General features: G+C 59.8%; 18 protein-coding genes. 14 read left to right on the forward strand and 4 right to left on the reverse strand.

Features of this window, described 5'->3' with window-relative positions; all coding sequences use genetic code 11:
- Positions 1-65 precede the first annotated feature (65 nt).
- Both JFU11_RS26270 and gcbA read right to left on the reverse strand, forming a co-directional pair.
- On the reverse strand, positions 66-2,012 hold the full coding sequence (locus tag JFU11_RS26270) for a methyl-accepting chemotaxis protein (RefSeq protein WP_201062557.1): 1,947 nt from the start codon (positions 2,010-2,012) through the stop codon (positions 66-68).
- Between the two features lie 51 nt (positions 2,013-2,063).
- The gene (gene gcbA / locus JFU11_RS26275) at positions 2,064-3,734 is read right to left on the reverse strand and encodes a diguanylate cyclase GcbA (RefSeq protein WP_123718976.1); all 1,671 of its coding nucleotides are present in this window, start codon (positions 3,732-3,734) and stop codon (positions 2,064-2,066) included.
- Positions 3,735-4,059: 325 nt separating this feature from the next.
- Between gcbA and JFU11_RS26280 the strand changes: the two genes are divergently transcribed.
- The 10 genes from JFU11_RS26280 to JFU11_RS26325 all read left to right on the forward strand — a co-directional run bounded on the left by JFU11_RS26280 (position 4,060) and on the right by JFU11_RS26325 (position 13,789).
- On the forward strand, positions 4,060-5,211 hold the full coding sequence (locus JFU11_RS26280; RefSeq protein WP_201062558.1) for a hypothetical protein: 1,152 nt from the start codon (positions 4,060-4,062) through the stop codon (positions 5,209-5,211).
- Positions 5,208-5,891, forward strand: coding sequence for a hypothetical protein (locus JFU11_RS26285; RefSeq protein WP_201062559.1), 684 nt, complete (start codon positions 5,208-5,210; stop codon positions 5,889-5,891). Before JFU11_RS26280 ends, JFU11_RS26285 begins: the two co-directional genes overlap by 4 nt.
- 14 nt (positions 5,892-5,905) lie before the next feature.
- The gene (locus tag JFU11_RS26290; RefSeq protein ID WP_201062560.1) at positions 5,906-6,412 is read left to right on the forward strand and encodes an Hcp family type VI secretion system effector; all 507 of its coding nucleotides are present in this window, start codon (positions 5,906-5,908) and stop codon (positions 6,410-6,412) included.
- Positions 6,409-6,903, forward strand: a complete 495-nt coding sequence (locus tag JFU11_RS26295) for a hypothetical protein (protein WP_201062561.1) — start codon at positions 6,409-6,411, stop codon at positions 6,901-6,903. The genes JFU11_RS26290 and JFU11_RS26295 overlap by 4 nt, the downstream gene beginning before the upstream one ends.
- A 134-nt stretch (positions 6,904-7,037) precedes the next feature.
- Positions 7,038-8,105 carry a DUF2333 family protein gene (locus JFU11_RS26300; RefSeq protein WP_123358607.1) on the forward strand — a complete coding sequence of 356 codons (1,068 nt, stop codon included), beginning with the start codon at positions 7,038-7,040 and terminating at the stop codon, positions 8,103-8,105.
- 3 nt (positions 8,106-8,108) lie between these two features.
- Positions 8,109-8,678: an NUDIX hydrolase gene (locus JFU11_RS26305; RefSeq protein WP_007907443.1), complete on the forward strand. Its 570-nt coding sequence runs from the start codon at positions 8,109-8,111 to the stop codon at positions 8,676-8,678.
- A 274-nt stretch (positions 8,679-8,952) separates the two neighbouring features.
- Positions 8,953-9,324 (forward strand): translation initiation factor Sui1, encoded by a 372-nt coding sequence (locus JFU11_RS26310; protein ID WP_007907444.1) that lies wholly within the window; start codon positions 8,953-8,955, stop codon positions 9,322-9,324.
- Between the two features lie 219 nt (positions 9,325-9,543).
- On the forward strand, positions 9,544-11,457 hold the full coding sequence (gene speA / locus JFU11_RS26315; RefSeq protein WP_007907445.1) for an arginine decarboxylase: 1,914 nt from the start codon (positions 9,544-9,546) through the stop codon (positions 11,455-11,457).
- A gap of 233 nt (positions 11,458-11,690) precedes the next feature.
- Positions 11,691-12,995: a contractile injection system protein, VgrG/Pvc8 family gene (locus tag JFU11_RS26320; protein WP_201062562.1), complete on the forward strand. Its 1,305-nt coding sequence runs from the start codon at positions 11,691-11,693 to the stop codon at positions 12,993-12,995.
- A complete protein-coding gene (locus JFU11_RS26325; protein WP_201062563.1) occupies positions 12,992-13,789 on the forward strand; it encodes a DUF4123 domain-containing protein in 798 nt (265 codons plus the stop codon). Before JFU11_RS26320 ends, JFU11_RS26325 begins: the two co-directional genes overlap by 4 nt.
- A 12-nt stretch (positions 13,790-13,801) precedes the next feature.
- Here the strand turns inward: JFU11_RS26325 and JFU11_RS26330 are convergent, their stop codons facing one another.
- Together JFU11_RS26330 and JFU11_RS26335 are read right to left on the reverse strand one after the other, a co-directional pair.
- The gene (locus JFU11_RS26330) at positions 13,802-15,142 is read right to left on the reverse strand and encodes an MATE family efflux transporter (RefSeq protein WP_123718968.1); all 1,341 of its coding nucleotides are present in this window, start codon (positions 15,140-15,142) and stop codon (positions 13,802-13,804) included.
- A gap of 97 nt (positions 15,143-15,239) precedes the next feature.
- Positions 15,240-15,533, reverse strand: coding sequence for a hypothetical protein (locus JFU11_RS26335; RefSeq protein WP_123718967.1), 294 nt, complete (start codon positions 15,531-15,533; stop codon positions 15,240-15,242).
- Between the two features lie 193 nt (positions 15,534-15,726).
- Here JFU11_RS26335 and JFU11_RS26340 point away from each other — a divergent pair, with 193 nt between their 5' ends.
- The 4 genes from JFU11_RS26340 to JFU11_RS26355 are packed head-to-tail and all read left to right on the forward strand — an operon-like array spanning position 15,727 to position 18,028.
- Positions 15,727-16,029 (forward strand): MazG-like family protein, encoded by a 303-nt coding sequence (locus tag JFU11_RS26340; protein WP_008011269.1) that lies wholly within the window; start codon positions 15,727-15,729, stop codon positions 16,027-16,029.
- Entirely contained in the window at positions 16,029-16,778 is a 750-nt protein-coding gene (locus JFU11_RS26345) for a methyltransferase domain-containing protein (RefSeq protein WP_201062564.1), read from the forward strand. The genes JFU11_RS26340 and JFU11_RS26345 overlap by 1 nt, the downstream gene beginning before the upstream one ends.
- Before the next feature lie 12 nt (positions 16,779-16,790).
- Entirely contained in the window at positions 16,791-17,417 is a 627-nt protein-coding gene (locus JFU11_RS26350) for a DUF4136 domain-containing protein (protein ID WP_123718966.1), read from the forward strand.
- A gap of 53 nt (positions 17,418-17,470) precedes the next feature.
- Positions 17,471-18,028, forward strand: coding sequence for a DUF4136 domain-containing protein (locus JFU11_RS26355; RefSeq protein ID WP_123718965.1), 558 nt, complete (start codon positions 17,471-17,473; stop codon positions 18,026-18,028).
- Positions 18,029-18,052 lie beyond the last annotated feature (24 nt).

Consider the following 18,052-nt stretch of genomic DNA (forward strand, 5'->3'; position numbering starts at 1 on the left):
CAAGCCCGCTCCCACAAGGACAGCGCATACCCTGTGGGAGTGGGCTTGCTCGCGAAAGCGGTTTGTCAGACGCGGAAAGCCTGAACGGCTGTATGCAACCGTCCACCCAGCACCAACAAATTCTCCCCTTGCTCACGCCCCTCGCCAATACGCAGCAAGTTATCCCCACCCAATTGGTGAATCCGCTCACTGTGATCGCGGATTTCGCTGACCGCGCCGCTCTGCTGGGCGGTGACATCGGCGATGCGCACGGCGGTGTCGGAAATGGTCTGGATCGCCCCGACGATTTTATCCAGTGCGCCATCGGCCGCCTGAGCCTGATTCGCCGTGGCTTCGGCATGTTCGACCTGAGCACGCATGCCTTCGACCGATTGCCGCGCGGCGGTTTGCAGGCCGGCGATCAGGGTCTGGATCTCGGCCGTGGCCCCGGCGGTGCGTTGTGCCAGTGAGCGAACCTCTTCGGCGACTACCGCAAATCCTCGGCCCATTTCTCCGGCGCGGGCCGCTTCGATGGCGGCGTTCAGAGCCAGCAGGTTGGTCTGGTCGGCAATCGAGCGAATCACCGTGAGCACGCCGCCGATGGTCGCCGACTCTTCGGCCAAGTGTTCGATCATCTGCGCGTTGCCTTGCACTTCGCCCACCAGCGCATGCAGCCCGGTGAGGCTCAGCCCGATCACTTTCTGACCGTGTTCTACCGCAAGCCCTGCATGGCGGCTGGCGTCGGCAGCCTGGCTGGCGTCGCCGGCAACTTGTTGAATCGTCGCCTCGAGTTCACCGAGAGAGTCGCGGATCAACGCGGTGTCGCCGGCCTGATGTTCGGCGCCGCTGTGCAGGTCATTGCTTAATTCGGCCAAGGTTCGGCTGCTGCCGGCGACTTGCTCGGCGTTGAGGCGAATGGTGCCGACCAGGTCGACCAGATAGGCGCGTAAGCGATTGAGCGAGGCTTGAATGTCATGCAGTTCGCGGTTGGTCGCGCCCAGTTGAATGTCGCGACTGAAGTCACCTTCAGCCCAGGTCGACAGCGCCGGGGCGAGGTTGGTCAGGGTTCGGGCCAGGCGTCGCTGCAAGGTGTCGATGAGCAATGCGATCAGCAGGATCAGCCCGATCATCACCCCTTGCATCAACCGCACTTCGCTCTGGATCTGCCCGTGCTGGGCACGCACCACCGGTTCCAGCCCGGCGATGGACTGCTGCACGGCGGCGATTTTCACGTGCGTCGCGGTGCTGAGGTCGGCGCGTTTCTGAATCTGTTCGCGAGTGCGCGCCAGTTCCGAAGGGTAGCGGGTGAGCAGGCTGTTGAGTTCACGCTTGAGGCCGACACCGGCATCTTCGGCGACGGTTTTCTCGGTGTTATCCAATCCCATCATTGCTGCGAAATCATCGGTGTTCGATTCGGTGCTGGCGGTCACACCCAGCAGCGGTAAAGCGTCCAGTTGCTCGGCTTGAGTGCGGATGTTGGCGACCTCGCGTTCGACATCGGCGGCCAGTTCGCTACGACCACTACTGACCAGTTTGTTCCGAGCCAAGGAGAGTTTGCCCAAGTGCTGGGAGGCCACGAGCAAGGGCGTCAGGTACGCCGCGTTGCCGCTGGCGTATTGGCTGAGCTGATCGAGGCTGGCGCCAAGTTCGCGTTCGGCTTGCAGCAGCAGTGCTTGCGGATCGCCCGCGAGTTTGCCGGCAGCCAACAGGTCGGTTTTGCTGAATTCAGCCAGGTTCGACAGGCTCGGACGCAAGGTGTCGGCCAATGCCGGTGGCAACTCACCGAGTTCCTTTTGCAAGGCGTCGATGGCTTGGCTGGCGCTGCTCAGGCGCAGGGCATCACCGCTGGCCAGGTAATCCTCGACGTTGCGTGCCACTTCATTTTGAAACTGCTGAGACAGTCCCAGATAACGCTCCATCAATAGATAGGGGCGTTCCAGCGCTTTTTGCGACCACCAGAGCGTGGCGCCAAGGGCCACGCACACGGCGACCAAAAGGAGGGTATTGAGATTGGTCAACAGCTTCAGGCGCATCATGGTCTACCAACGGCAGAATGGTAAGTGCCTGAAGTTATTGCGTTTCTGTTACAGAGTTATGACCGAATGGGTCGATTCAGATGAAAAAGTGGCACTTTGCTTTGATTCCCGCGCGGCTTGTACGCGGTTACGTCCGGCGTTCTTCGCACGGTACAGCGCCTCGTCCGCCTGGCTGGCCATCAGCAGGCTGTCAGAGTCTTCGCGCAATTCGACGACGCCGGCGCTGAAGGTGCACCAGAGGTCCTGCGGCTGAGCGGGGTAGTGAATTTCGGCAAAGCGCTGACGGATTTCATCGAGCACCTTGTAGGCTGATTCGATATCAGTGTCCGGCATGACAATGGCGAACTCTTCACCGCCGTAACGGCCGATGAAATCGGTCTTGCGCAACCGTTGCTTGAGGAACAGCGCCAGGCTCTTGATCACCCGGTCGCCCATGGGATGGCCGTGGCTGTCGTTGACCCGTTTGAAGTGGTCGATATCGAGCATCGCAAAGCTCAGCGGCTTGCTTTCGCGACGGGCGCGGAATGAACAATCTTCAAGCAATTGCAGAATATGGGTGTGGTTGTACAAGCCGGTCAGGCTGTCGCGCACCATCCGTGCTTTCAGATTGCGCGCTCGTGCCGCGCGGTTGCGCACGGTGGTGATCAGGTGCCGTGGCTTGATCGGCTTGGTCAGGAAATCGTCGCCGCCCTCGCTCATGGCGTCGAGCTGCTTATCCAGGTCGTCTTCGGCCGACAGATAAATGATCGGCACGCTGACATAGCGGTCGTTATGCCGGATCACCTTGGCCAGTTCAGTACCGGTGCAGGCGGGCATGTACATGTCGAGGATGATCAGGTCCGGCTGGAAGTCCGCCAGTTCGGCCATGGCCTGGATCGGTTCGATCAAGGTTCGCGTGACGATCCCGGCGCTGTTGAGCAGGCGTTCGGTGTGCAAGGCCTGGGCGCGGGAGTCGTCAATGATCAGCACTTTATAAGGTTCGTATTGGGCGACGCAGGTCAGGACTTCGATCTTTTCCAGCAGGCTTGAAGCTTCGAGAGTGCCGGTGAGAAATTCCTGGCCGCCGGCGCGCACAGCGGCGAGGCGGGTCGGGGTATCGGTTTCGTGCAGGCTGAAAAACAACAGCGGCAAAGGCTGATCGAGGCCTTCCTGGGCTTCGGCCGCCAGTTTCAGGCCGATGCCGGCGCCACTGAAATCGACGTCCATGACAATCGCCGCCGGCAACCGCTCGACCATCGAGGAGCGGAACGCGGCGACACTGTCGAGGGATTGAGCGCTGAGCCCGAAGAATTCAAGTTGCTTGGCCAGCCGCTCGGCCCGGTCGTGATCCTGCAACATCACGTAGATCGGTTTGCGCAGCGGCGGCAGAAAGGTCTGTTCGAGCTGATCGCCATGGCGCAAGCCGGTGCGGGACAGGCGCTGCATCAGGCGATTGAGGTCAGTGATCAGTCCGCTGCTCAGGCGTCCGCGGTTGGCGTCGACCGCTTCCAGCGACTGGCCGATGTGGCGCGCCAACTGGGTATGTTCCGGTTGTTGGAAACGTTCGGCAAAGCGCAGCAGGCGCAGATTGGCCTCACTCAGTTCCGACAAGTCGGTGGTGGACCATTCGTTGCGTTGCAGGCGTTGCCATATCTCAAGAATTTGACGTGCCTGATGAATTACCCGCTGGGCAAAGTGGTGCTTGAGGCGCTCACGGCTGGGGTCTTCTGGCTCGGTCATATCCTGACTACTAGTTAGGGTGCATGCTGAGATCGACTGGTGGCTCTATGCTAGCACCTCTTTTCGATTGCATGAGTGTCGTACGTCAATAATCTGCAAGACGACTTCATTCAGTTTATGACCGGTCGGTCTTGTTTTTCCGGTCGATGTCCACATGAGCCAGCGTATAGGCTGTTTCTGGACGTTTCCCGCTTGTTTCAGAGGAACTTCCTAGCGTCCGGCATACGTCGTCTGTCAGGGATTTCTGATTTTTCATTGGCATGATTCGGGCGGCGTTTACGACTGTTAGGGTTCAGGGATTCCCTTAGACGCTCGTCCGCAAACCATGACCCAGTGTTTCAAAGAACACCCCAACGATGATTTACGCCTGAATCACAACAGCACGCCCGTAGCTGACTGTGAATGCAAAGAAGTGCGGCTTTATGGCAGCAAGACCCTGGTTACGGATGTGCCGATCCTTACTTGTTCATGCCTCTGGCGTACCTATCAGCGTGAGGCAGAAAAAATCGTCGCACCGGATGGTGTATTGATTGTCGACCCGGTAGAGCGCAACCGCGCGATCAATGCCGCTTACGCCCGATTGTGGCTGCATGACCGGCGCTTCCAGTGGGCAGGGTTAGCGGCCTTCGCCTCGAAGCAGGTTGGTTGCGGACTGCTCCATGCGGCGGACAGCATTGATCTTATTCGCGATGAGTATGAAGCGCGGCAACGTTTGCGGGACAGTCGCCGTGAGTCAGGGATTTTGACTCCGGACAGGATGACCGAACAGGCAGGCGCGTTGCGTGACTATAAAGAAGCCGATGCGCGCAATCCTGTGCCCTCTGTGGATTTCCGTTCCGCAGAAGAGGACTTGTCATTGGTGCAGCAACAGTTCCGGCATGTGTACGACATGATGGCGTTGGGGAATACCACGCTGTTTCTGGATATTTTTCCGTTGCATGAGTTTTATGCGAAGCGGGGATTGAAGGAGTTGCAGCAATGCCTAGACGCTCGGGGCGAGATCTATGGGCATCCAAAGTTTCCGGTGCTGTGGCCGGTGGGGCAGGAAAAGCTCCAGTTCGGAGTGGATTACCCCGAAGTTTTGCCGGCTTTTGAGGCGATAGAAGCAGGGGACATTGCCAGGAGCGTGGAGTATTTGGCGTTGCATGAGCAAAAAAATATCCTGCAGCCGACAATCTATCAGGACCGCCAACTGACAGCTTTGCTGCGTGGCAACCACGTTTCCTACGTCACAGGGTTTCCTTCGGGTGTTGCCCAGGCAATTGAGTTGACACTCACCAGTCAATGCCAGCGCGTCGCGGATGGCCGCACCATCGGTTTTGGCAGCAACCCACTGGCAGACTTGTCAGAGATCAATCAGCGAATGGAGTTCGTACTTCAAGCAGCAGCACGCTTTGATCAGATGCTCAACGACCACAACCGTAATGCATTAGAACAGTCGATCAACGAGATCGTATCGAGCGGTAGCAGGCTATGAATCTGCGACCACGGCTGTTCGGTTGGCGCTGCGGAGCAAACCTTCTACTGCTGGCTGTCTTGACGTGGGCCGCCATACATCAGCTGACGCAACCTCTCTGGGATGAACCCGAAATCGTCCTGGAAATGGGGGGGACGTATGAAGATCTGCGCAGAAACTCTTCAGCCCCCTTTAGTCCGGAGATACGCGGGCACATCTGGTTCGGCATTCCCATGAGCGATGCAAGATTGCGATTCGTCGATCCGCAGTTTGGGTTCACCACGCCCGCGGCGCGCTTTTTCACTGTCAACTTTGATGACAATGTCATTTACGGCATCCGCATGTCCCCGCAGGTCGAGCCGCTACTAATCGATGATGCCCTCAAGGTGGTTCTCGATCTGCAAGACCAATGGCGTGAAAAAGGCTGGGTGGCGAAGGGGCTGCGAAGAAACCCCACGATCGCTGATACACCTGAGTGGCGGGCCTACCTGAGGAAAGGGATTCTGGCCGGGCGATCCTATTGGCAAGCCGGCGATAAGTATCAGGTCATGCTGGTACTGGCTCGCTTCGAGGATTACCGAAATCCGACCGAAGAACGCTACCTCAGCACCCTCGCGCTCGCCAAACCCTGGACGCCCTTCGACGAAATCGAAGACATGTACGACGAGCCCAGTCACTTCCCCGCCCCGCAACCCAACTAAAAAGGAACCCCACCATGCCAACTCCCGCCTTCATGACCCTCCAAGGAGAACGACAAGGCCTGATCAGCGCAGGTGCCTTCACCGAGGCATCGGTGGGCAACATCTACCAGCTGGGTCGTGAGGACCAGATCATGATTCAGGCCCTCAGCCATGGCATTTTCGTGCCCAAAGGGGCGGGAGCGGGGCGTCGGATGCACAAACCCTTGGTCATCACCAAGGCAATCGACAAGGCATCACCGCTGATCAACATCGCTCTGTGTTCCGGGGAGTTGCTCAGCAAGTGCCGCGTCGAGTGGTATCGCACCTCGGCTCACGGAACGCAGGAGCATTTCTACACGATGGAGCTTGAAGACGCGGTGATCATCGGCGCCGAAGTGCTGATGCCGCATTGCCAGGATCCCGCTACTGCTTACCTCACTCAGCTGGAAAAGGTCCACTTCAGTTACCGACGGATCTATTGGCGGCATGAGATCAGCCGAACCATGGGCTCTGACGAATGGGGCGCCGAGGCGCAAGTATGAGGCTGGTCAATGAAATGCCTCTGTCCACGTGGGAGCGCCAACATGCATATTCCAGTGAGCAAGCACTGGATCACGTGCGCCAGGCGTTGCTCGATCGGCAATCCATCGAAGGCCTAGACGAGTTGCGTGCGGGCCTGCTGATTGATATCGACAGCGAGGTGCTGGAGCAACTCGAGATTGGCGAATGGTGGCTGATCCGGGCGGAGGCCGACTTTGGCGACTGGCCGATACCGGTTCGTATATTCGATCAGACGGTCATCGAGTTGATGAAAAATCCGCCGGTTCAGCCATCGCGATCACCGAGAATCTTCCGCCTCGTCGATAGCGTAACGGCCGAGCCGCTGACGCAGCAGCATTACATCGCGACCGTGGACGGGCAGGCTGCCCAGAGAAAAACCGACGGCGAAGGCATCGCCCATCTTTTTGCGCCGGCCGAGGTGCGGCAGATTTCAATGGAGGTCATGGCGTTTAGCGCGGGCAGGGATGCTTAAGTTCATTGGCAACGGTTGCCGCAGGTTCGGGCGGTAATTTTCGGGATAAGCCCAACGGCAGGTGCCGGTCAAAGGCACGTTGTTGTATGGTTGTGGTCGAACCGATGAACTCAAGTGATTGAAAGGATACCGCCATGCTGGACTGGAAGAACCGCACAGGCAGCGCGCCTGAGCGTGCCGCTGAACCGAAATCGGCCACCCGCAGTTATTTTGGCGGCCTGTTGTTCAGCCGGGCGCTGGCCACTTTGATTGTTCTTTACCTGTTGGTGGCGATTGCGTTGGGCTGGTACTGGAGCCAGGAGCCGGCGCTGTTCCCGGTTCAGCAGAATGCCCAAATGGCGGCCGAGAAAGAAGGCAAGCAGATGGTTGTCGGGTACACCACGGTGGAAACCCTCAAGTCCGTCGCCGGCACCCTGCTGACCAAGCCGGGCGGTTATATTTCCAACGACCGTTTCCCGCCGGGGCTGTGGATGGATAATACGCCGAGCTGGGAATATGGCGTGCTGGTCCAGGTCCGCGACCTGAGCCGTGCGCTGCGTAAAGACTTCGCCCGCTCGCAGTCGCAGTCCACCGAAGACGCCGATCTGGCCAAGGCCGAGCCGCGTTTCAACTTCGACAACAAAAGCTGGGTGCTGCCATCCAGTGAGTCCGAGTATCAGGAAGGCATCAATTCCCTGAGCCGTTATCAGGCGCGCCTGTCCGATCCAAGTCAGAAAAGCGCGCTGTTCTATGCCCGCGCCGACAACCTGAATAACTGGTTGGGCGATGTCGGTACCCGTTTGGGGTCGCTGTCGCAGCGGCTGTCGGCCAGCGTCGGCCGGGTCAAGCTCAACACCGCACTGAAAACCGAAGTCCTGGCCCCGGGTCAGGTGCCACAGGTCGACGAAGAAATCGTCGAGACCCCGTGGCTGCAGATCGATAACGTGTTCTACGAAGCCCGTGGTCAGGCTTGGGCGTTGTCCCACCTGCTGCGTGCTATCGAAGTCGATTTCGCCGATGTGCTGGCGAAGAAGAACGCCACGGTCAGCGTGCGCCAGATCATTCGTGAGCTGGAAGCCTCGCAAGAACCGGTCTGGAGCCCGATGATCCTCAACGGCAGCGGCTTCGGTGTGTTGGCCAACCACTCGCTGGTCATGGCCAATTACATCTCCCGGGCCAACGCCGCGGTGATCGATTTGCGTCAACTGCTCAATCAGGGCTGAGTCATGGTCGATAGCTCCGTTGATGACATGCGTGAGGCCGCCCATCGCGCGGCCTCCGATGCCGAACAGATCGCCTGGGTCGACGAGCAGGACAACCTGCTCGGCGCGCTGGTCCGCTCCGAGCTGCGCGAACGCGAGCTGATCGGGCGCGGCACCTACATCATGCTGTTCAATTCTGCCGGTGAACTGTGCGTACACCGACGCACCCTGAGCAAAGCGATATACCCCGGTTACTGGGACGTGGCGGCCGGCGGCATGGTGCTGGCCACTGAGACTTACGCCGAATCGGCGGCCCGTGAGCTGGAAGAAGAGCTGGGCGTGAGCGGTGTGGAACTGACTGCCCATGATCACTTTTTCTTTGAGGACACCGGCAACCGACTCTGGTGTTCGGCGTTTTCGGCGGTGTGGGACGGCCCGTTGATCCTGCAACCGGAAGAAGTGCTTGAAGCGCGTTTCATCCCGATCGATCAGGTCCTGCTGGAAATCACGCAGAAGCCTTATTGCCCGGACTCTCTGGCGGCCTTGCAGCGCTATCTTCGCGCCCAAGGGAATAACGTCGCAAAAGAGCTATAAATTGGCGCCGATTGGCTCTTAGCAAGTCGGCTTTTTGCCGTTACACTGCGCGACCTTTTCAAGCTGAACCGGTAATGCTTGTTGTAGGAGCTGCCGCAGGCTGCGATCTTTTGACTTTAGCTTTTGAGTCAAAATCAAAAGATCGCAGCCTCGTTGCACTCGTCAGCTCCTACACCGGGTTTTCCGTTTCAGTAGCGCTGCCCCTGCCTGAGTGGGGCTTCGCGGTCGATGGCATCTGCCACGACCAGTCTTTGTCCTCCCAAGAGGATTGCCGGTGGCCAAAAAAGCCGCATCCTTCGCCGCCCTTGGTGGCCTGGTATTTTCCACCGACGCAGGTCGTCATTGCCCGGATTGCAGTCAACCGGTGGATGCCTGCATCTGCAAACAAACCGTTATCCCGGCCGGCGACGGCATCGCTCGCGTGCGTCGCGAAAGCAAGGGCCGTGGCGGCAAGACGGTGACCACCATCACCGGTGTGCCCCTGGCCGAAGACGCGCTCAAGGATCTGGCCACCACGTTGAAAAAACGTTGCGGGACCGGTGGGGCGTTGAAGGACGGAATCATCGAAATCCAGGGCGATCATGTCGAGCTACTCTTGGCCGAGCTGATCAAACACGGTTTCAAGGCGAAGAAGTCCGGCGGCTAGCAGCCTCTGTGAAAACCACCCGCGGCTTGATCCAGTCCCGATTTCATTCTGGTCTGGCGTCGTCTCAATGGTTTTCACAGAGCCTGTTCATGACCGGTTTCTAAACTCACTGCGGTCAGCGAGGTCTACCCCCTCGTTGACGAACCGTCATTTTCATACTTTAGACTGCGCCGGCCTGAACCCAGGCGACGCTCTATGACTTCTTTATAGGGGACTTCGATGTCCGTACGACGCACACGCAAAGACGATGGCAGCCAATGGACAGTTGCGGACAGCCGCAGTGTTTACGGGATTCGCCATTGGGGGGCCGGGTATTTCGCGATCAATGACGCCGGTCGCGTCGAAGTTCGTCCGAACGGCCCGACCAGTTCGCCTATCGACCTCTTCGAGCAAGTCGACCAACTGCGCAAAAGCGGTTTGTCCTTGCCGTTGCTGGTGCGTTTCCCTGACATCCTGCAAGACCGAGTACGTCAGCTGACTGGCGCGTTCGACGCCAACATCGAGCGTCTGGAATACCAGAGCAAGTACACCGCGCTGTACCCGATCAAGGTCAACCAGCAGGAAGCGGTGATCGAAAACATCATCGCTACCCAAGACGTATCGATCGGTCTGGAAGCCGGCTCCAAGCCGGAACTGCTGGCGGTACTGGCGCTGGCGCCGAAGGGAGGCACCATCGTCTGTAATGGCTACAAGGACCGCGAGTTCATCCGTCTGGCGCTGATGGGCCAGAAACTCGGCCACAACGTGTTCATCGTGATCGAGAAAGAATCCGAAGTCGGTCTGGTGATCGAAGAGGCGGCGTCACTCAAGGTCAAGCCGCAGGTCGGCCTGCGCGTGCGTCTGTCGTCCCTGGCGTCGAGCAAGTGGGCAGACACCGGTGGTGAAAAATCCAAGTTCGGCCTGTCGGCGGCGCAACTGCTGTCGGTGGTCGAGCGTTTCCGCGCTGCCGGCCTGGACCAGGGCATCCGCCTGTTGCACTTCCACATGGGTTCGCAGATCGCCAACCTGGCGGACTACCAGCACGGCTTCAAGGAAGCGATCCGTTATTACGGCGAGCTGCGCAACCTTGGCCTGCCGGTGGATCACATCGACGTCGGCGGCGGTTTGGGCGTGGACTACGACGGTACTCACTCGCGTAACGCCAGTTCGATCAACTACGACATGGACGATTACGCCGGTGTCGTGGTCGGGATGCTCAAGGAGTTCTGCGACGCGCAGAGCCTGCCGCACCCGAACATCTTCTCTGAAAGTGGCCGCTCCCTGACCGCTCACCACGCCATGCTGGTGGTGCAGGTGACCGACGTCGAGAAACACAACGACGACGTGCCGAAGATCGATAACAAGGAAGAGCTGCCGGAAACCGTGCAGTGGCTGGTTGATCTGCTCGGCCCGACCGACATCGAAATGGTCACCGAGACTTACTGGCGCGCCACGCACTACATGAGCGACGTGGCCACTCAATACGCCGATGGCAAGCTGACCCTGGCGCAAAAAGCCCTGGCCGAGCAATGCTACTTCGCCGTTTGCCGCCGCCTGCACAACTCGTTGAAGGCCCGTCAGCGTTCCCACCGTCAGGTGCTCGACGAACTCAACGACAAGCTGGCCGACAAGTACATCTGCAACTTCTCGGTATTCCAGAGCCTGCCGGACACCTGGGCCATCGGCCAGGTCCTGCCGATCCTGCCGCTGCACCGTCTCGACGAAGAGCCGCTGCGCCGTGCGGTGTTGCAAGACCTGACCTGCGACTCCGATGGCAAGATCAAGCAATACGTCGACGAGCAGAGCATCGAGACCAGCCTGCCGGTGCATGGTCTGAACGAAGGCGAGGACTACCTGCTGGGGATTTTCCTCGTCGGTGCCTATCAGGAAATTCTCGGCGACATGCACAACCTGTTCGGTGACACCGACTCGGTGAACATCTACCAGAACGCCGACGGCAGCGTGTACCACGCTGGTATCGAAACCCACGACACCATCGAAGACATGCTGCGCTACGTGCACTTGTCGCCGGAAGAGCTGATGACCCACTACCGCGACAAGTGCGCCAGTGCCCGCATCAGCGCCGCCGAACGCACCCAGTTCCTCGACGCCTTGCGTCTGGGCCTGACTCGTTCGTCTTACCTGTCTTCTTGAGGTAAGGCTCCGTTCTCATCGGGTTGTCTGAAAATTCTCCATACGTTGGGGAAATTTCAGATGACCCGGTGCGACACTTCTCTCTTTTCAAGCGAAATGACCCACAGACCGGGCTATCCAAGCGATGTGGTCTTCTTTTCACGTAGGTCATTTCCTAAGTTGTACTTCGGCACTCTACTCGGCCATGTCTCTCAGCGAGAATCCCCGGCCGCCCCTCCTGTAGAGAATCGCCGATGTTCGATCCAGTCAACGAGCTGTCATTTCGTCTGGATATAGCGGGTCTTCCCGACCCCTTTGAGGTCTTGGCCTTTACCGGTAGTGAAGCCATCAGCGAGCCTTTTGTGTTCGACGTGGATCTGCTGAACAGTGACCCAACGCTGGACCTCGCAAGCCTGCTGTATCGCTCGGCCTTTTTGCACTTCGGGCCCTTGGGGCAGGGTATTCACGGGCAGTTGCTTGGCCTCGTTCAGCTCGGCCATGGTGGTGAGCCCAGGCTCTGTCGTGTCCGTCTGGGGCCCAGGCTGGCGTGTCTGGCCCAGCGCTTCAATCAGCGAATCTTCAGCCAGTGTTCGGTGCCGGAGATTCTCGCTCAGGTGCTCAAGGAGCACGGTATTGCCGGCAAGGATCGGCGCTTCGACCTGAGCGGCGATTACCCGTCCCGTGATTTCTGCACGCAGTACCGGGAATCAGACCTGCAATTTCTCCAGCGTCTGTGCGCCCAGGAACGGCTTCATTACTACTTCGAACACCGCTCACGCGGACACTGTCTGGTTTTCGGTGATGGCCTGGGGCAGTTTAGCAGTGGCGAAGAGAGCGTCTTCAAGGGTGAGAACGAACGGCCAGGTGTGCATCAGTTCAAGCTTCACGGTTGTGGGCAGATCGCCGAAGGCCAGACGAATCTGGCGACCCTGCGCAGCGGCCAACTGATGCCGCTGTCCGGCCATCCGTGTGCGGACTGGAATCGTCTCTGGCTACTGACCCATGTCGAACATCAGGGTGGGCAGGAGCCGGGGCTTTCTTATAGCAACCAACTGCGGGCCGTTGTGCAGGAAATGTCTTTCATGGCACCTCATTCGGGCGTGAAACCCAGGATGCACAGCCTGCAGCGGGCGTGGGTGGTCGAGGTCGATGAGTCTCAGCCGGATCTGTCCAGACCGGTTGCCGTGCAGTTTGACTGGCTTTACCAGGGGGAGGGCGCAGCGCCCAGCCACTGCTGGCTGCCGTTGGCTCCCGAGTTGGAGGGCGCGGGCACCCTGCCGTTGAGTGAAGGGGTGCAGGTGCTGGTGAGCTTTATCGAAGGAGATCCGGATCAACCCTTGATCAGCGGATTTCTTCCCGGCGCAGCTTCCAGTGCAGAGCCACCCTTCTTGACGACCGATGTCAGCCCGGTGCTTGACGGCATGCAGGGCTTGCTGCAATCCAGCGAACCCTTGGTGCTCCTGTGCCTGCTGCCCGGAGGCGGCAGTTTCAGTCATTGCGCGCAGTCCTTTTGCACCTGCCGGGCGGCGATGCAGCTCGGCCAGAGCGGTGTGGCATGATCGCCGCTCAAGCGGTCGACCCGACCCCGCAATGGCTGTTGCTCGACGTGCCGGGCGTGCCTCAGGCCGGCGCGAGTTTGCAGCAACAGTTTGCTCATGCCCGATGGTTCCGCCTGTTCGAAGGCACCGAATTTCACCCGTTGCGTGAACACGGGCCGGTGTTGGTCGACCTTCGCGAATGCCCGGCATTGGCCGAGCTGTGCCAAAGTGCGCCACATACCTGGAGCGGATTGCTGCTGGTCAGTGAAGCATCGCCATCGCAGCTGCTGGAGCATTTGCGACGCATGCTCGCGGTCACCTTGGGTCTGCATCACCGGGCTTTGTTGAGTTACTACAACCCACACACGGCGAGTTATTTTTTCGATGCCTGCGATGCGCAGGAGTTGAGTCGCTGGCTAGGTCCGATCGATCAGTTGCGCTGGTTCGGCGGCACCTGGGCCGACCGGGCCATAGGCTGTCAGGGCTGGCAGCAGTTGTTCAATCCGCGGCTTGCCGTCAGGCCGCTGGACATCGAAGAAACCCTCAGCCTGCGTCAGCGAGACACCTTGCAAACCTGCCTGCTGGAACAACACGCCTGGCGCTGGAGCCGATCCACCGGCACCGACTACAACAGCTTGTGGGCTTACCTGCAGGAAGGGCTGGCGCTGGGTTTCAGCGAACGTCCGGTGCTCGATGGCTGGTTATGGTTGCGCTTGCAGCATCCCGACGCAGTGCCAGTGCAGTCGTTGCCGGGATTCACCCAGCAGGAGCGTCTCGATAGCCTGCGCAACCTGTGGCAGAACGATCAACCCTGAAGCTGACCCTCGTCATCCGTTGAGCCAGCTGTCGTGCTTGCGCAAGTACCAGGCGAACGCGCCAAGGGTCAGGCTACGCAGCAACATGAACAACAGGAAGGTTATCCACAATCCATGGTTGCCCAAGCCTTGCAGCGCCCAGGCGAAGGGCAGCAGCAGGATCAACGTCAGCAGCATGCCGTTGCGCATTTCCCGGGCGCGGGTGGCGCCGATGAACAGGCCGTCGAGCAGGTAACTCCAGACGGCAATCAGCGGCAGCACCGCGAGGTAAGGCAGGTAAAGGAAGGCGGTGTCGCGCACGCTCTGGATGTCCGTCTGCATCTCGATGAACAGGTGCCCGGCGAGCAGAAACAGCAAGGCAAACCCCACACTCGCCAGCAATGACCAACCGCACGCCACCACCAATGAGCGGCGCAGGGCCTCTCGGTCGCGAGCACCGATGGCGTGTCCGCACAGTGCTTCGACTGCGTGGGCCAAACCGTCCAGCGCGTGGGCGGTCAGCAGCAGACCGTTAAGCAGCAACGCATTGGCGGCGACTGTGGCATCGCCCAGCCGCGCGCCCTGCACGGTGATCAGGAAAAACACCGACTGCAACGCCAGGCTGCGGATGAAGATGTCGCGATTGACAGCCAGTAATGGGCGCCAACTCTGCCACAACGCCAGCGCCGCCCAAGCGATATGACCGGGGTAGGCGCGCAGGGCTTTGCGGGTCATGAACAGGCCGATCAGCGCGCCGGTCCACTCGGCGATCACCGAGGCCCGCGCCGCGCCGACCACTCCCCACTCCAGGCCGAGCACGAACCATAGGTTCAGCGCGATATTGACCAGGTTGGTGCTCAGCAGAATCGCCAGCGGAGCCCGAGCGTTCTGGGTGCCGAGGAACCAGCCCACCAGCGCGTAACTGGCCAGCGCCGCCGGCAGGCCGAACAACCGTGTGTGGAAGAACTCGCGGGTGAGCTGATCCAGCTCCGCCGACGGTTGCATGAAGTGCAACGCGACCCCGCTCAACGGCACGCCCAGCGCCCCTAAAAGAATGGCCAGGCCCATGGCCAACAACAGACCCTGGAGCAAAATCTGCCGCAACGCTGCGCCATCCCCACGCCCGGCAGCCTGGGCGGCGAACCCGGTGGAGCCCATGCGCAGAAAGCCCATGGCCCAGGCAAGAAAGGTATACAGACTGGCGCCCACTGCGACAGCACCGAGCTGATGCGCATGGGGCAGGTGGCCGACGACGGTGCTGTCGACCAGCGCCACCAGCGGTACAGAAATGTTCGAGAGAATCATCGGTGCGGCGAGCGACCAGACTCGACGATGAGTCGGACGGTCGCGCCAGTCGGCAATCAGGTTGGACATGCAGGCTCCTTGGGGGCGTCTGCATTGTAGCGGCAGATTGTTTTGCATGATCGTTCCCACGCAGAGCGTGGGAATGATCAGGGCAGGAGGGATGGGGTTAATGAACAATCCAGCTCAGCAACCACAATCCCAGCAACAACCAGATAATCCCCATGATGATCGACGCGTTCATGAAGGCGCGGATCGCCGCCCACAGCAGCATCAGCCCGATGATCAGTGTGATGATGCTGACGATCGAAGTGTCCATGCCCAGCGCCTGGGCCAACCCTTCGACGAAATTGCTGCCGGCGTTGCTCAACAGGTTGAACAGGCCAGTAAGGGCATCGATGATGAACCGGATGGCCGAACCGATTATCTGGCCGAGCCATTCGAAAAAGCTTTCTACCTGCATGTGTACGTCCTGATGGAGTGGTGGCGTGGTTGCCGGATCCGAGCGTTGGGCTATGGATCGTGCTGCCGAGTTCCCGTAGGAGCTGCCGAAGGCTGCGATCTTTTTGGAGTATGGCGCAAAGTGCGCAGGCACAACGCTGCCACTTGCCTTCACCCGCCATCCCCCTGAAGCTATACGCCTTCAGGAGAGCCCGATGAACCTTGTTGAACTGACCGAACGCCTGCACGCCATTCGCGACCGTAATGACTGGCGGCAATTTCACAGCCCGAAAAACCTGGCCATGGCCGCAAGCGTGGAAATGTCCGAGCTGGTGGAGATTTTCCAGTGGCTGACCGAAGACCAGTCGCGTCAGTTGCCGGCAGACAAGCTCGCCCATGCCGGGCAGGAAATCGGCGACATCGTGCTGTATCTTCTGCTGCTGTGCAGCGAGTTGGGGTTGGACATGAATGAAGTGGTGCGCAGCAAACTCGCGGACAGCGAACGGCGGTTCAGCTGATGAGCGACCGTCATTTCGATCAACTGGCGACTCGCTTCGCCGAAAAAATCTACGGTGGCGCCAAAGGTGCGATCCGGCTCGCGGTGCTGCAAGCCGACCTGGCCGAAACCCTGCCGGACCGTCCGTTGCGCGTCCTGGACATCGGCGCGGGCCTGGGCCACATGTCGTTGTGGCTGGCCGAGCGCGGTCATCAGGTGACCCTCGCCGAACCCGCCGAACCGATGCTTGAAGGTGCCCGCCAGCGCTTCACCGAAGCGGGGCAGACGGCGACATTCATTCAGGCGCCGTGGCAAGACCTGCTCGGTCAGCTCACCGAACCTTACGATCTGGTGCTGTGCCACGCCGTGCTGGAATGGCTGGCCGAACCCCATGCGATTTTGCCGGTACTGCATCAGTTGACGAAGCCGGACGGCTGGTTGTCCCTGGCGTTCTACAACCGCGATGCGTTGATCTACCGCAACCTGCTCAAGGGCCATTTCCGCAAGATGCGCAAGAACGACATGGCTGGCGAGAAGCAGAGCCTGACTCCGCAGCAGCCACTGGATCCACGGGAATTGGCGGCGCAACTTGAGAGCATGTGGCAGGTCGAAACCCAGAGTGGAGTGCGGGTTTTTTATGACTACATGCCGGTGGAATTCCAGGCCCGCGTCGAACTGCCGGACTTGCTGGAAATGGAACTGGCTCACCGCCGTCACCCAAGCTTCGCCGGGCTTGGGCGCTATTTGCACTGGATCTGTCGGCCGATCTGACCGGAGCGCGAAATGAAAAGTCGTTCAGGGTTGCTGGTGATCTGTCTCGGGTTGGCGGCCTGTCAGGGCAGCAACCCTTATGTCGCGACCTCCAATCCCCTGCCACCGGCACCGCCCCAGGCCGCCACCACCTTCGACCGCAGCGCCTACCCGGCGCCGCCACGGGATTACGGACGCTATCGCAGCTGGGCCTGGCTCAACGGGCGCCTGCCTCCGGGCACGGCCTGGGCCGACTCGGAGCAGGTGGCCGAAGCGGTCAGCAATGCCCTCGATCAACGCGGCTTGCGTCCACTGCACGACAACCGCCCGGCAGACCTGTTGGTCAGCGCCGACCTGCATCTGGAAACCCGCTTGCGTCAGGTCCAGGACGACTATGGTTACGGCGGGGGGTATTACGGCGGCGGTTATGGCGGTTACAACCGCTACGGCAGCGGTTACGGCATGTACAACACGGTGCCGGTCATCCGTACTTATCAGGTACAAGTGGTGGTGGTGCGCGTCGATCTGTTCGACGCGAGCACCGGCCAGCCGGTATGGAGTGCCAGTGCCGAAACCAGCAATCAGGGCAGCCAGAGCGAGCGTGCTGATGCCATTCGTGAAGCTGTCGAAAAAGCCATGTCGGCGTATCCTCCTAGTTAGCTTCCTGTAAAGGAAGCATCCCGCTGGATCATGTCTTCAATCGGAGAAAAATCATGTTCCGCCGTCTCGCTTTACTGGCCATGGCCGCACTGCTCACTGCCTGCGCCGCCAACCAGGTCAATCATGACTTCGATGCCAGCCGCGACTTTGCCGCCTATCGTAGCTGGAGCTGGAAAGAGCCTGCCGTGCAATACCGTCCCGATGATCCACGGATCAAGAGTGACCTGACCGAACAACGCATCCGCCAGTCCGTTGCCGATCAGCTGGATCAGCGCGGTTTACGTCCAGCCGCCGCCGGTGCCAGCTCGGACCTGAAGGTGCAGGCCTACCTGATCGTCGAAGATCGCCAGCAACAGGTGAGCACTAACTATGGCGGCGGTTATGGTGGCCCATGGTACGGCTACTGGGGCGGGCCGATGTACACCGAAACCCGCAACGTCAGCTATAAGGTAGCAACCATCCAGGTCGACCTGCTCGATGGCAAGGACGGCAAACTGGTGTGGCGCGGCAGCGACGAGCAGACGCTTAGTCGCACACCGAACCCGCAGGATCGCAGCAATAAAATCCACGAGACAGTCGGGCGGATATTGGCTAACTATCCACCGCACTAAACCAACACCACCGCTCCACTGTGG

It is taken from the genome of Pseudomonas sp. TH37 (genome assembly GCF_016650735.1).
Lineage (GTDB): Bacteria > Pseudomonadota > Gammaproteobacteria > Pseudomonadales > Pseudomonadaceae > Aquipseudomonas > Aquipseudomonas farris.